At 56.3% G+C, this 13,635-nt stretch carries 12 protein-coding genes; 7 read left to right on the top strand and 5 right to left on the bottom strand.

All coding sequences use genetic code 11. The features are described from left to right. Positions 1-6: 6 nt before the first annotated feature. On the top strand, positions 7-756 hold the full coding sequence (rsmJ, locus tag ACZ3HG_RS11415) for a 16S rRNA (guanine(1516)-N(2))-methyltransferase RsmJ (protein WP_465332847.1): 750 nt from the start codon (positions 7-9) through the stop codon (positions 754-756). A 122-nt stretch (positions 757-878) separates the two neighbouring features. Here rsmJ and uspA read toward each other — a convergent pair whose 3' ends face one another. Next, positions 879-1,316 (bottom strand): universal stress protein UspA, encoded by a 438-nt coding sequence (gene uspA / locus ACZ3HG_RS11410; protein WP_191934491.1) that lies wholly within the window; start codon positions 1,314-1,316, stop codon positions 879-881. Between the two features lie 310 nt (positions 1,317-1,626). Here uspA and uspB point away from each other — a divergent pair, with 310 nt between their 5' ends. Next, on the top strand, positions 1,627-1,962 hold the full coding sequence (gene uspB / locus ACZ3HG_RS11405; protein ID WP_062748195.1) for a universal stress protein UspB: 336 nt from the start codon (positions 1,627-1,629) through the stop codon (positions 1,960-1,962). 104 nt (positions 1,963-2,066) lie between these two features. Here the strand turns inward: uspB and pitA are convergent, their stop codons facing one another. Then, positions 2,067-3,566 carry an inorganic phosphate transporter PitA gene (gene pitA, locus ACZ3HG_RS11400; protein ID WP_465332846.1) on the bottom strand — a complete coding sequence of 500 codons (1,500 nt, stop codon included), beginning with the start codon at positions 3,564-3,566 and terminating at the stop codon, positions 2,067-2,069. A gap of 241 nt (positions 3,567-3,807) precedes the next feature. On the opposite strand from pitA, the gene ACZ3HG_RS11395 reads away from it, so the two are divergent. Further along, the gene (locus tag ACZ3HG_RS11395) at positions 3,808-4,992 is read left to right on the top strand and encodes a BaiN/RdsA family NAD(P)/FAD-dependent oxidoreductase (RefSeq protein ID WP_465332845.1); all 1,185 of its coding nucleotides are present in this window, start codon (positions 3,808-3,810) and stop codon (positions 4,990-4,992) included. 158 nt (positions 4,993-5,150) lie between these two features. Next, positions 5,151-6,170, top strand: a complete 1,020-nt coding sequence (locus ACZ3HG_RS11390) for an alpha/beta hydrolase (protein WP_191934494.1) — start codon at positions 5,151-5,153, stop codon at positions 6,168-6,170. 65 nt (positions 6,171-6,235) lie between these two features. Here the strand turns inward: ACZ3HG_RS11390 and ACZ3HG_RS11385 are convergent, their stop codons facing one another. Then, the gene (locus tag ACZ3HG_RS11385; RefSeq protein WP_191934495.1) at positions 6,236-6,475 is read right to left on the bottom strand and encodes a helix-turn-helix domain-containing protein; all 240 of its coding nucleotides are present in this window, start codon (positions 6,473-6,475) and stop codon (positions 6,236-6,238) included. Positions 6,476-6,906: 431 nt separating this feature from the next. Beyond that, positions 6,907-8,487, bottom strand: a complete 1,581-nt coding sequence (locus tag ACZ3HG_RS11380) for a BCCT family transporter (protein WP_465332844.1) — start codon at positions 8,485-8,487, stop codon at positions 6,907-6,909. A gap of 169 nt (positions 8,488-8,656) precedes the next feature. On the opposite strand from ACZ3HG_RS11380, the gene betI reads away from it, so the two are divergent. The 3 genes from betI to betA are packed head-to-tail and all read left to right on the top strand — an operon-like array spanning position 8,657 to position 12,453. After that, the gene (betI, locus tag ACZ3HG_RS11375; protein ID WP_465332978.1) at positions 8,657-9,244 is read left to right on the top strand and encodes a transcriptional regulator BetI; all 588 of its coding nucleotides are present in this window, start codon (positions 8,657-8,659) and stop codon (positions 9,242-9,244) included. A gap of 34 nt (positions 9,245-9,278) precedes the next feature. Then, on the top strand, positions 9,279-10,751 hold the full coding sequence (gene betB / locus ACZ3HG_RS11370) for a betaine-aldehyde dehydrogenase (protein WP_465332977.1): 1,473 nt from the start codon (positions 9,279-9,281) through the stop codon (positions 10,749-10,751). A 19-nt stretch (positions 10,752-10,770) separates the two neighbouring features. Continuing rightward, the gene (betA, locus tag ACZ3HG_RS11365; RefSeq protein WP_465332843.1) at positions 10,771-12,453 is read left to right on the top strand and encodes a choline dehydrogenase; all 1,683 of its coding nucleotides are present in this window, start codon (positions 10,771-10,773) and stop codon (positions 12,451-12,453) included. Positions 12,454-12,517: 64 nt separating this feature from the next. On the opposite strand, the gene ACZ3HG_RS11360 is transcribed toward betA, so the two are convergent. Beyond that, positions 12,518-13,576 (bottom strand): diguanylate cyclase, encoded by a 1,059-nt coding sequence (locus tag ACZ3HG_RS11360; protein WP_191934496.1) that lies wholly within the window; start codon positions 13,574-13,576, stop codon positions 12,518-12,520. Between the last annotated feature and the right edge of the window lie 59 nt (positions 13,577-13,635).

The raw sequence follows: 13,635 nt of genomic DNA, 5'->3' as shown, positions 1-13,635 counted from the left end.
CTCTCAGTGAACATCTGTTTGTTAGATGAAACGGGCGCCGGAGACGGCGCCTTATCTATACTGGCGGGCCGCTGGCAACTGGTGCAGGATGACAACGCGCTGATGGCGCTGGTGCTGACCCCGGAACACTTGGAACTGCGCAAGCGTGATGAGCCAAAGCTCGGCGGCATCTATGTGGATTTTGTCTCCGGAGCGATGCTGCACCGCAGAAAGTTTGGTGGCGGTCGTGGCGAAGCGGTGGCGAAGGCTGCTGGCGTCAAAAGCGGCTATCTGCCAGACGTGGTGGACGCCACGGCGGGGCTGGGGCGCGATGCGTTTGTCCTGGCATCCATTGGCTGCCGGGTACGTATGCTGGAGCGAAATCCGGTGGTGGCGGCGCTGCTCGACGACGGATTACGTCGCGGCTATGCCGATCCGGAGATTGGTCCCTGGCTGCGCGAACGCCTGACGCTGCTGCATGCCTCCAGTCTGAATGCGCTGACCGATATCAGCCCGCCGCCGGATGTGGTCTACCTCGACCCGATGTACCCGCATAAGCAGAAAAGTGCGCTGGTGAAGAAAGAGATGCGGGTCTTTCAGTCGCTGGTCGGGCCGGATATTGATGCCGACGGACTGCTGCTGCCTGCGCGGCAGCTGGCGAAGAAAAGGGTGGTGGTGAAGCGCCCTGATTATGCGCCCCCGTTAGCCGACATCGCGACGCCGAATGCCGTGACCACCAAGAGCCACCGTTTTGATATTTATGCGCCGCTGGCCTGAGGAGTCGTTCCCGGCCAGCACGTCGTTACGAATACCCCGTCGTGGCTGACCTTCTTTTCGGGTCAGCCAGTCATTCCGAACCCATCTGATGGCAGACCTTTTTGCCGCCAGCCAGTGGATCCTTAATCGTCTTCGTCATCGCGCAGCGGTACGATCAGCATATCGATATGAACGGTGTTGATCAGCTGGCGCGCGGAAGACATCAGCTTGCTCCAGAAGTCCTGATGGTGGCCGCACACCACCAGATCCACCTGATACTGTTTAATGGCATCGACCAGCACCTGGCCGAGATCGCCGCTGCCGCTTAAGGTTTCTGCAATCGGATACCCAGCGCTGTTGGACAGGTCCGTCAGGGCGGTATGGGTCTCTTCAGAAATGCGTTTCTGCATATCACCGAGGTTAACGTCAATCAGACCGGTGTAGAGATCTGAATAGTTCACATCGACGTGGATCAGCGAGACCTTCGCGTCATAAGGGCGCGCCATGGATACGGCCTTGTCGACCAGTAGCTTACTTTCCGGCGACAGATCGACGGCAATCAGGATGTGTTTATAAGACATTTTGAAAACTCCTTTTCACGTAAGTGTTAAGACTGAGTATAGCGAAAATTGTTTCCAGGTGTTGTGCCACGGGATGGCGTTTGCGAGGGCGATCAACATGAATTTTGCACCCTGGATCCCTTAAGCCGCAAACATCGCTGGAAAAAAATGAAGCATATCTCCTACACTGATAAAAGACGGTAGCAAACGTCCCTTGTTTTGCCGTCCTGCTTGCAGAAATCATCTCAATAAATAAAGGCTGGCGAACCATCGGGAATATACCCGGTTTTGCCGCGTATCGCATTTCCTGATGAAAGTCCGGGAGGGGATCATGATCAGCACCATTGCGCTTTTCTGGGCTCTTTGTGTCGTTTGTGTGGTGAATATGGCGCGCTATTTTTCATCGCTGCGGGCGCTGTTGGTGGTACTGCGGGGCTGCGATCCGTTGCTCTATCAGTATGTGGATGGCGGCGGGTTTTTTACGTCTCACGGACAGCCGAGTAAGCAGGTCAGGCTGATTGGCTACATCTGGTATCAGCGCTATCTCGACCATCATGATGATGAGTTTATTCGCCGCTGTCAGCGGCTTCGTGGGCAGTTTGTCCTCACCAGTGCCCTGTGCGGACTGGTGTTTATCAGCCTGATTGGGCTGGCTATCTGGCATTAAAAAAGGGCGACCCCAAAAAGGGTCACCCTCTACATCGGTGCAGAACGGCTTTTTTGCGCCGCCCTTCAGGTCGATTGCGAAGACCGGTCGACCTCAGCGGATAGTTAAATCAGCTTCAGCGCCAGCCAGTACAGCACACCGGAAAGCACAATCGACACCGGCAGAGTAAATACCCACGCCAGCAGGATGTTCTTAATGGTGCGACCCTGAACGCCACCGCCGTCAACCAGCATCGTACCGGCAACGGAAGACGACAGGACATGAGTGGTTGAAACCGGCATACCGGTATAACTCGCCACGCCAATCGACACCGCTGCTGTCATCTGTGCCGACATGCCCTGCGCATAGGTCATGCCTTTTTTACCGATTTTCTCACCGATGGTGGTGGCAACACGACGCCAGCCAATCATCGTTCCCAGCGACAGCGCTAATGCCACGGCCAGAATGATCCATACTGGAGCATACTCGATGGTATTCAACAGATCGCCTTTCAGCTTGCTGAGGAAACGTTTGTCGTCAGACTTGGTCTCCGGCAGCTTGGCTGCTTTTTCTGCGGTATCAGAAATACACATCAGCAGACGGCGCAGCTGGCTGCGCTGCTCCACGTTAAGCGCGTCGTAGCTGCTGAGGTTATTCAGCAGCCCCTGCGCCCGGTGGATAGCAGGCAGGGCGCGTGCCGCATCACAGTGGAACTCATGCGGCCCTGAAGGCACCTCTTCCGGCGTTGGTAGCGCAGGCGGTGACATCTGGATGATATGCGTCAGTGAACTGGCATGCTGCTGGTAATACTGTTCCAGATGGTTGACGGCATCGCGGGTGCGAGTGATGTCATAACCGCTGGAGTTCATATTGACCACAAAGCCTGCCGGTGCCACGCCGATCAGGACCAGCATGATCAGGCCAATGCCTTTCTGACCGTCGTTGGCCCCGTGCGAATAGCTGACGCCAATCGCCGAGACAATCAGCGCGGTCCGCGTCCAGAACGGGGGCTTTTTCTTGCCATCGATCTTTTCACGTTCGGCCGGCGTCATATGGATACGCTGGCGTTTTTTACTGCCGCTCCAGTAACGACGCAGAATAAATACCAGGCCACCGGCGACCACCAGGCCAACAATCGGTGAAATAATCAACGACATAAAGATGCCAATCATTTTAGGAATGTTCAGCGCATCCACCACCGAGGTGCCGGTCAGCAACGCGTTGGTGAGGCCAATACCGATAATGGCACCGATCAGGGTATGCGAACTGGAGGCCGGTAACCCGAAATACCAGGTACCAAGATTCCAGATAATAGCGGCAAGCAGCATGGAAAAGACCATGGCCAGCCCGTGAGCCGATCCAACATTTAACAGCAGATCGGTGGGTAGCAGATGGACGATAGCGTAAGCCACGCTTAAGCCGCCCAGGAGTACACCAAAGAAGTTGAATACCCCGGCCATGACAACCGCTAACTGCGAGCGCATTGCACGGGTATAGATCACGGTTGCTACCGCGTTGGCCGTATCGTGGAAGCCGTTGATTGCTTCGTAAATTAAAACGAACAGCAGAGCAAGAACCAGGAACAGGCCGGTATGTAAATCAAGACCAGCAAACAGATGCAGCATAAGCGTTACGCCATTTTGGAGGACATGAACGCGGCGCATTATCAGCGACAAACCGCACCCGGGGAAAGGGAAATATAGACTTTTTTTGACACTAATGTGTCATAACGGTGGCGGACTGAGGTGAAAGTATCAAAAAATCATAAAGTTACAAAATGTTTCGCCTCCATGATCCTGTGAAGCTGGTATCCCTGCCACCGACTCACTACAATCAGCTTTTTTGCAGGTCGGCACGGGGTGTGTGGTGGAAAAGTTTGACGTTATCGTAATTGGCGCGGGTGCGGCTGGCCTGTTTTGCGCAGCCCAGGCGGGGCAGAAAGGGCGGCGCGTGCTGTTGATTGATAATGGCAAAAAAGCCGGGCGTAAAATTCTCATGTCAGGCGGCGGCCGCTGTAACTTCACCAACCTCTATACCGAACCGGCAGCCTATCTGTCACATAACCCGCATTTCTGTAAGTCGGCCCTGGCGCGTTATACCCAGTGGGATTTTATCGATCTGGTCACCCGTCACGGCATTGCCTGGCACGAAAAAACCCTGGGTCAGCTGTTCTGTGACGACTCCGCGCAGCAGGTGGTCGACCTGCTGCTGAAGGAGTGTGAGAACGGGAAGGTGACGCTGCGCCTGCGCAGTGAGGTCCTCTCCGTCAGCCGTGATGACAGCGGCTATACGCTGCAGCTGAACGGCGCGGACGTGCAGGCAGAAAAGCTGGTGATCGCCAGCGGCGGGCTGTCAATGCCGGGGCTGGGGGCGTCGCCGTTCGGCTATAAAATAGCGGAGCAGTTTGGCCTGAAGGTGTTCCCGACCCGCGCGGGGCTGGTGCCGTTTACCCTGCATAAACCGCTGCTTGAACAGCTTCAGACGCTGTCCGGCGTGTCGGTGCCGGCGGTGCTGACCGCCGAAGATGGCACGGTGTTTAAAGAGGCACTGCTGTTCACCCACCGTGGCCTGTCCGGACCGGCGGTGTTGCAGCTGTCCAGCTACTGGCTGCCGGGGGAGTTTGTCACGGTTAACCTGTCGCCGGGCCAGGACATTGATGCGCTGATTAACGATGAGCGGCAAAGCCATCCGAATCAGAGCCTGAAAAATACCCTGGCGAAGCTGCTGCCGAAACGGCTGGTCGAGTGCCTGCAGCTGCTGGGTACTGTGCCGGAGTGTACGCTGAAGCAGCTGAACAGCCGCCAGCAGGCCGATCTGGCCGCCGCACTGCATCAGTGGCGCGTGCAGCCCAACGGTACTGAAGGTTACCGCACGGCGGAAGTGACGCTCGGCGGGGTGGATACCAGCCAGCTGTCGTCAAAAACGATGGAGGTGCGCGACGTGCCTGGCCTCTATTTTATCGGTGAAGTGGTGGACGTGACCGGCTGGCTGGGAGGCTATAACTTCCAGTGGGCGTGGAGTTCCGCCTGGGCCTGCGCGCAGGCGCTATAGCCTCTTTCAACCTGTACTCATCTGATCCCCTGGCGACAGGGGTGATAAGGCTGAATTAAATAGCGCGCGATCTAATCGTTTACAACTCTCTTTCCCTGTGTCATTCTCGGCAAACTAAATAGCGCGCTACTTAATAGCAAGCAATACAGGAGCCTCCCATGAAACTGAAACTCACTGCCTCCGCTTTGTTACTGGCCAGCCATGCCATGAGCGCCTTCGCCGCACCTGAAGAAAGCACGCCTGCTCCGACGGCTGGCGTTGCGACCTTTTTGAAAGCATTAAACAGCGGCGGGGGTAAGCCTATTGAACAGCTTTCGCCGCAGGCAGCGCGTGCGGTGCTGACGGGTGCCCAGCAGGGGGCCGTTCTGCCACCCGCAGAGGTGTCAGAAAAAGTGATCACGGTGTCAGGAAAACCGCTGACGCTGACGGTGGTTAAACCGGCCCAGGCTGGCGGGATACTGCCGGTATTTATGTTCTTCCACGGCGGCGGCTGGGTACTGGGGGATTTTCCGACGCATGAGCGTCTGGTTCGCGACCTGGTGAATGAGTCGGGGGCGGCGGCGGTCTTTGTTAACTACGCCCCTTCACCTGAGTCCCACTATCCGGTGGCGATCACCCAGGCCTACGAGGCGACGAAGTGGGTAGCCCTGCACGGTGCTGAGATTGGCGTGGATGGTTCGCGGCTGGCGCTGGTCGGTAACAGCGTGGGGGGGAATATGGTCGCGGCCGTCGCCTTGCAGGCGAAACAGTTCCACACGCCGGCAATCCGCTACAGCGTCATGCTCTGGCCGGTGACCGATGCGCGTACAGACGATGCGTCTTATCATCAGTTTGCGGAAGGGTATTTCCTGACCAGAAATATGATGAAATGGTTCTGGAACAGCTACGCCCCCTCAGAAAAAGACCGCAACAATATCCTTGCCTCGCCGCTGCGTGCCAGCCGTGAGCAGCTTCAGGGCTTACCACCAACGCTGATCCAGACCGCAGAGCTGGACGTGCTGCGCGATGAGGGCGAGGCATTTGGTCGTAAGCTGGACGAGGCAGGCGTCCCGGTCACGGTCACGCGCTATAACGGTATGATCCACGATTACGGCCTGTTAAACGCCCTGAGCAATGAGCCGACGGTGAAAACTGCCCTGCGCCAGGCCTCGTCAGAGCTGCGGTCGCACCTGAAGTGAATGATAAAGCCAGCCTGTGGGCTGGTTTTTTAGCATCTTGAAGGGGCTGCTGTCTGCCTGACCGGTTACCGCATCGGCGATGGTGCCAGAGAAAAATGGGGATGAAGGCCCGCCAGCAGCAGCAGGAATTCATATTCCGCCTGGCCGAGCTGGCCCGGGTTGCTGGCCGCTTCTTTGGTCTGCCAGACGCGCAGGCTGAGGCCAAACCGCTCGGCAGCGCGCTCCTGTGAGAGCCCGGCGGCGAGGCGAAGTTCACGTACGTTGGTTTTCACCGGTACAAAGTGCGGGAGAGGTGAGTTTGGCATAGGCGATTCCTGTATCTGTTTTTTTTAGTTGCTGCATAAGTTTTCCCTGGTGTTACGAGTGACTACTAAAAATAAAGCCTGCACTACTTTAAATAGCACGCTATTTAATAGCGCATTATGTTTGTGTATATGATTGTGGCATTAATCGGGAAAAAGAGAAGGGGAAGTTGATTAAATATTTCTTTCGTCAGACGATAATATTTTTTTCAAAGTGGGAGGATGAAAAGGGAATGCCGCAGCGCATAAGCCCTGGCGGGGCGGCATTCCCTGTTAATTACTTTTTCCATTTGCACTGATAGGGCCAGCCTCTGGCGGAAAAGCCGTTTTTTTATTAACTCTGCTGCTGAATGAGCGCGGGTTTACACCACACCTGCAGGGGAACGCGTTGCGCGGCTCAACGAGGTGGTGGCCGTCCGGCGCTCCCCGTTTCTTTATCCCTTAGCTTTCGCCTCATTCTGTTCGCGGTGTGGTAGCCCCTGAGGCCTGTCGGTAAAGGCGTGCAAATCGCGATACAGACTGGCCATGTAAAGCACGATCACGGCTGAGAAGGGCAGACCACAAATAACCACGGCGGTCTGCATTGCACTGAAGCTGCCCGCATACAGCAGGCCCGCGCAGACCAGCGTGGTGACTGATGCCCAGAATATGCGTAGCCAGGCTGGCGCATCATCGTCATTGGTCCCTCCCTTGCTGGAGAGATTGGCGATCATGAGCGTACCGGAGTCTACCGGGGTCAGAAACAGCACGAAGCTGATAATAATCGTGAAACCGGCCGTGATTTTAGTGAACGGCAGGTATTCAAACAGTTTGAATACGGCCATGGGCGGATCGCTCAGTGCAACCTGGCCCAGGATATGATCGGCATGCTCAAGTACGAGGCTGATGGCGGTATTGCCAAAAATAGAGAGCCAGGCGAGGGTGAAGCCCAGCGGGATCAGCATCACACCGAAAATCAGCTCACGAATCGTTCTTCCCTTCGATATGCGGGCAATAAATAAGCCGACGAAGGGGGCCCAGGCCACCCACCATGCCCAGTAGAAGAGCGTCCATGCCCCTTGCCATACGCGCGCTTTGCCATACAGATACACGTCAAAACTTTTACCAATAATCGAGGTTAAATAATCACCGGTGTTCTGTAGCATCCCGTTGATCAGATTGAGCGTCGGGCCGGTCACAAAGACGAACAGTAACAGCAGGCACAGGAAGCCCACGTTAATGTTGGACAGCATGGCGATACCTTTCTCTACGCCCGTCACGGCGGCAAGTGTCGCCACCACCATCATCAGAACAATCAATATCAGCAGCACATGGGAGGTTTGAGGGACTCCCAACAAATAGTGCAGGCCAGAGTTGACCAGCAGCGCACCAATCCCCAGATTGGTCACCATCGAGATCACGGTGACCAGAATGCCAAAGCTGTCGACGACATGTCCGTACCAGCCGTGGATCCGCTCTCCTAACAGGGGATAAAGCGGTGAACGTAGCGCCAGGGGCAACCCACGGCAATAGGCAAAATAGGCCAGAACCGTGGCGATCAGTGCATACAGCGCCCAGCCGTGCAGGCCCCAGTGCAGGAAGGTAATCGCCATGGCCTGGCGGGCGGCTTCTGGCGTTCCACCCGGGCCTTCAGGCGGTTGCAGGAAGTGATCCAGCGGCTCATAAGCACCGTAATAAACCAGCGCGATGCCGATACCCGCCGAAAACAGCATGGCAATCCATGAGGGATAGCTAAACTGCGGTGCCTCTCCTTCCTGACCCAGCCGGATCTTTCCAAAGCGGGACAGCGCCAGCCAGAAGACAAAACACATGCAGGCGACCATTAGCAGCATGTAGTACCAGCCAAATACCTCGGTCATCCAGGTTTGTGCCCTGTTCAGCCACAGGTGGCTGCCTGCTGGAAACACCACCACCAGCAGACCCAACAGCAGAATAACAACGGCGGAACTAAAAAAAACGGGAGCATTCAGCCTGACCGGTTCGTGACCCGCCGATGTTGATGCGATCTTAGTCATTTCAGCAACTCCTTGATGCAAAATTGAAAGTCCATCTCATGAAACCTTTTGTTAACAACTAATAATCATAATTTTGACATTTCCGCAGCATAATGTAGATTGGTTGAACGTTCAATCAATGAATTTTGTTGTGCTGTTCAGGCTGGCTGAGCAGAAAGGTGGAGAAGAGATGACCCGTAAAGCCATTCCCGGGCAGCGCCGGGAGCAGTTGATCACAGCAGCATTCGAGACCATCGGTGATGTGGGGCTGGCGGGCGTCACGCTGTCCCAGGTGGCCAGCCAGGCCGGTATGTCTACCGGGATTGTCAGTCACTATTTTGGTGACAAAGACGGGTTGTTAAACGCGACGATGCGTCGCATTTTGCGCGACCTGCACGATGCGGTGGCGGCGCAGAGGGCGGCGGCGGCACCCTCTCCTCAGGCCCAGCTGTTCGCCATTATTGAAGGCAACTTTCACGCCAGTCAGACCAGCGGGACATCGATGCGGACCTGGCTTGATTTCTGGGCAGCCAGCCTGCACCGGCCCGAACTGCGTCGATTACAACGGGTCAACGATCACCGCCTTTTTTCCAATATTTGCTGCCAGTTTCGCCGTGAATTATCACGTGATGAAGCGCGTAAGGCCGCTCGCGGCCTGGCCGCAATGATAGACGGGTTGTGGCTACGCGGTAGCCTGACCGGTCTTGATTTTAATGCCCGAAAGGCCAGTGAAATTGCTTTCGATTATGTGGAAAGTAAGTTGAAAAACTGGACCTGAATCCCGAAGCCAACACACAAAAGGAACCGTAATGATGGCTAAGTTTCCCCTGCAACAACTCTATATTGATGGACAACTGACGCACGCTGGTGGCGCAGACACCTTTGAGACGATCAATCCGGCAAACGGTGAGGTGCTGGCTGTCGTGCAGCGCGCTACCCAGGAGGATGTTGAGCGAGCCGTGGCCAGTGCAGAACGTGGTCAGAAAATCTGGGCGGCCATGACCGGCACTGAACGTTCGCGTATTTTACTGCGCGCCGTTGAAATCCTGCGTGAACGCAACGATGAACTGGCTTATCTGGAGACGCTGGATACCGGCAAACCTTTTTCCGAAACCTCCGTCGTTGATATCGTGACCGGCGCTGATGTTCTGGAGTATTACGCCGGTCTGGCATCGGCGATAGAAGGTGAGCAGTATCCTCTGCGTGAGAGCAGCTTCTTCTATACCCGCCGGGAACCGCTGGGCGTCACGGCGGGGATTGGTGCCTGGAACTATCCGATTCAAATTGCGCTGTGGAAATCAGCACCTGCGCTCGCCGCCGGTAACGCGATGATTTTTAAACCCAGCGAAGTGACCCCGCTGACAGCGCTTAAACTGGCTGAAATTTATACGCAGGCGGGCCTGCCAGATGGCGTATTTAACGTGCTTCAGGGCGCAGGCCGCGAGGTCGGTGAGTGGCTGACCCGGCATCCGCGCATCGAGAAAATTTCCTTTACTGGCGGTATCGAAACGGGCAAGAAAGTCATGGCCAGCGCGGCTGCTTCATCGCTCAAAGATGTCACCATGGAGTTAGGGGGAAAATCGCCCCTGCTGATCCTTGCCGATGCTGACATCGAGCTGGCGGCGGATGTTGCCATGATGGCGAATTTCTACAGTTCAGGCCAGGTCTGTACCAACGGTACCCGGGTCTTTGTGCATCGCTCACAGAAAAGCGCGCTGGAGAAAGCTCTGCAGACGCGTGTCAAGCGTATCCGGGCCGGCGACCCGATGGATCCCGACACCAATTTCGGCCCGCTGACCAGCTTTGCTCACATGGAAAAGGTGCTTTGCTATATTGAAACCGGTAAAGCTGAGGGCGCGCGGTTACTCTGCGGCGGCGAGCGTGAACAGTCGGGGCATTTTGCACAAGGCGCCTACGTTCAGCCGACCATTTTCACCGATTGTGAAGACCACCATACAATCGTCAAAGAGGAGATCTTTGGGCCGGTCATGAGCATTCTGACGTGGGACGATGAGCAGGAGGCCATTGAGCGGGCGAACAACACCCACTTCGGGCTGGCAGCGGGCGTGATCAGCCGCGACCTGGCAAAAGCTCACCGCACCATCCATCAGTTAGAAGCGGGTATCTGCTGGATCAACTGCTGGGGGGAATCGCCAGCGCAAATGCCGGTGGGCGGTTATAAGCAGTCCGGTGTCGGACGTGAGAACGGCATCGCTGCGCTCACCCAGTACACGCGTATCAAATCCATTCAGGTTGAGCTGGAACGTTATCAATCTGTTTTCTAACAAGGATGTGGAGGTAAATATGACGACTATCAGGGAATATGATTACATTATTATTGGGGCGGGTTCAGCGGGAAATGTGCTGGCTACGCGCCTGACAGAAGACGCCGACGTGAGTGTGCTGTTACTGGAAGCCGGGGGGCCAGATTACCGCCAGGATTTTCGCACACAGATGCCTGCTGCGCTGGCTTATCCCCTTCAGGGCCGCCGCTATAACTGGGCCTATGTGACCGATCCAGAGCCCTTTATGGGTAACCGGCGTATGGAGTGTGGGCGGGGTAAAGGGCTGGGGGGATCTTCGCTCATCAACGGCATGTGCTATATCCGTGGCAATCCCCTGGACTACGACGGATGGGCCAGACTGGAAGGGCTGGAGAACTGGAGCTATCTCGACTGCCTGCCTTATTTCAAAATTGCGGAGCGTCGTGACATCGGGGGCAATGACTACCACGGTGACTGCGGGCCGGTGAGCGTCACCACGCCCAGACAGGATAACAACGTGCTGTTTCACGCAATGGTCGAGGCCGGGGTTCAGGCCGGGTATCCGCGCACAGACGATTTAAATGGTTATCAGCAGGAGGGGTTTGGTCCGATGGACCGCACCGTTACGCCCCGGGGCCGCCGCGCCAGTACCGCCCGGGGCTATCTGGATCAGGCGCGCAGGCGTCCTAATCTGACGATTGAGATCCACGCCGTTACCGACCGGATCCTCTTTAAGGATAAGCGGGCCACCGGCGTGAGCTGGCTGCAAAAAGAGACGCAGCATACGGCCCATGCCCGGCGTGAAGTCTTACTCTGCGCGGGGGCGATTGCTTCCCCACAAATCCTGCAGCGCTCAGGAGTAGGGCCTGCCTGCTTGCTAAAAAGTCTGGATATTCCGCTGATTCACGATCTGCCCGGCGTTGGGGCGAATTTGCAGGATCATCTTGAAATGTATCTGCAGTACGAGTGCAAGCAGCCGGTGTCGCTGTCCCCAGCACTGAAGTTACATAATCAGCCGTTGATTGGTGCTGAATGGCTGGCAATGGGAACCGGTATTGGGGCCAGTAATCACTTTGAGGCAGGCGGGTTTATTCGTAGCCATGAGGAGTTTGACTGGCCGAATATTCAATATCATTTCCTGCCGGTGGCAATTAACTATAACGGTTCTAACCCGATTAAGACCCACAGTTTCCAGGCGCACGTCGGCTCGATGCGTTCACCCAGCCGTGGACGCGTGCAGATCGTCTCGAAAAACCCGCATGACCATCCCAGCATCCTGTTTAACTATATGTCACAGGAGCAGGACTGGCGTGAGTTTCGGGCGGCCATTCGCATCACCCGGGAGATCATGCAGCAGCGCGCGCTCGATCCCTACCGTGGCAAGGAAATCTCGCCGGGGGCAGGCTACCAAAGTGATGATGATCTGGATCGCTTTGTACGCGAACATGCGGAAACGGCCTACCATCCGTCATGCTCAAATGCGATGGGCTATCATGACATGGCCGTGGTCGGTAACGAGGGTAAAGTCCACGGCATGGAAAACCTGCGCATTGTCGATGCGTCCATTATGCCGCGGATCACCACCGGCAATCTTAACGCCCCGACGATTATGATCGCCGAGAAAATCGCCGATATGATCCGTGGACGTCCACCGCTAGCGCGAAGTGACGTGCCGTACTATGTCGCCAACGGTGCCCCGGTACGCCATCGCCGGGATAAATAACCGACGTGTTTACCCACAGGCTTCCGGTCGCCCGTACCGGAAGCCCTCTGCAGGTCAGCGAACGTTACGGGTTCCAGAGGTGGATGCCGTCGCGGCCGGTGCGCTTCACGTTGTACAGTGCCTGATCTGCATGGCGCAGCCACTGATGAATGGAGTCGGCGCTGCCCGCCGGGGCAATGCCGATGCTGACCGAGCACTGAAAGTGCGGGGAGGCCGGTAAACGTATCTGCGCAATTTTTTCCTTCAGTGCGGCAGCCAGCATCACAATGGTGTTGCTGTCTGCATCACGGACAATCACCCCCAGCTCATCCCCACCGAAGCGGGCGGGAATATCCCGGATACCTACTTCCGTGCGCAGCAGCATGGAGATTTCAGCCAGCAGATAATCTCCGGCCTCATGGCCGAAGCGGTCGTTGACCTGCTTGAAGTTATCCACATCCAGCAGCATCAGCCAGGCATGACCCTCCCCGCGCTGGGTGCGCAGATATTCGCTTTCCAGACGGCGGTCGAACAGGCGACGGTTGGGGATTTTCAGGCTGGGGTCCATCAGCGAAATGCGTTCCAGTTCGCGATTCTTTCGGCGCAGGGTCAGGGTCAGCTGGTAGGAGACGGCGCTCAGCACCAGCATATAGCAGGTGGCAAGCGGCAGCGTCAGCCAGACCGTGCGCGTGCTGAACGTGGTCACCAGCGGCATTCCGGCCACGCTCCACGCGGGAATAAACGCCAGCAGGAAAGCGGCAATCGCCGGTTTGAGCTGCGGCCAGCCACCGGCCGCATAGCGGTCTGAGGCCAGCACCGCCATAATGATAAAGGAGGGCACCGGGCTGATGCCCATCAGGGCGACCCAGATACCGCCGAAGGCGGCATCGATCGTCAGATTACGCCGTTCCGTTGCCGTCGGATCCCATGATGAGTGAGCCAGTATCCACGCAATCACCGGCCAGACGAAAGCATTAATGCCCAGCAGAATGGCCAGCCACAGCCCCCGGTCCAGTTCGGACAGTACAGAAAGAAACGGGAAAAAACATAAAAAGGTGCCCAGTTGCCGCATGGCGAACATGCGACGAATAAAGCGTACAGAGCGCTGTTTTAACTGTGTGTCGTCAGGAGAGTAATAGTGCATGAATACGCGACATTGAGCCGATCAATGCTGCAGTGTATCGGAAAAAAAGTAGCCTGTTC

This window comes from Erwinia sp. PME.40.26/001 (genome assembly GCF_055556675.1).
Note: the sequence above shows the minus strand (reverse complement) of the source record. Positions and strands in the feature narration are given on the sequence as shown.

What these genes read in the sequence shown, in the direction of transcription:
- betI (WP_465332978.1), top strand. Translation starts at nt 8,657, where the DNA reads ATGACCCGTAAAGCCATTCCCGGGCAGCGCCGGGAGCAGTTGATCACA.
- uspA (WP_191934491.1), bottom strand. Translation starts at nt 1,316, where the DNA reads ATGTCTTATAAACACATCCTGATTGCCGTCGATCTGTCGCCGGAAAGT.
- ACZ3HG_RS11380 (WP_465332844.1), bottom strand. Translation starts at nt 8,487, where the DNA reads ATGACTAAGATCGCATCAACATCGGCGGGTCACGAACCGGTCAGGCTG.
- pitA (WP_465332846.1), bottom strand. Translation starts at nt 3,566, where the DNA reads ATGCTGCATCTGTTTGCTGGTCTTGATTTACATACCGGCCTGTTCCTG.
- ACZ3HG_RS11360 (WP_191934496.1), bottom strand. Translation starts at nt 13,576, where the DNA reads ATGCACTATTACTCTCCTGACGACACACAGTTAAAACAGCGCTCTGTA.
- ACZ3HG_RS11385 (WP_191934495.1), bottom strand. Translation starts at nt 6,475, where the DNA reads ATGCCAAACTCACCTCTCCCGCACTTTGTACCGGTGAAAACCAACGTA.
- ACZ3HG_RS11390 (WP_191934494.1), top strand. Translation starts at nt 5,151, where the DNA reads ATGAAACTGAAACTCACTGCCTCCGCTTTGTTACTGGCCAGCCATGCC.
- uspB (WP_062748195.1), top strand. Translation starts at nt 1,627, where the DNA reads ATGATCAGCACCATTGCGCTTTTCTGGGCTCTTTGTGTCGTTTGTGTG.
- betB (WP_465332977.1), top strand. Translation starts at nt 9,279, where the DNA reads ATGGCTAAGTTTCCCCTGCAACAACTCTATATTGATGGACAACTGACG.
- betA (WP_465332843.1), top strand. Translation starts at nt 10,771, where the DNA reads ATGACGACTATCAGGGAATATGATTACATTATTATTGGGGCGGGTTCA.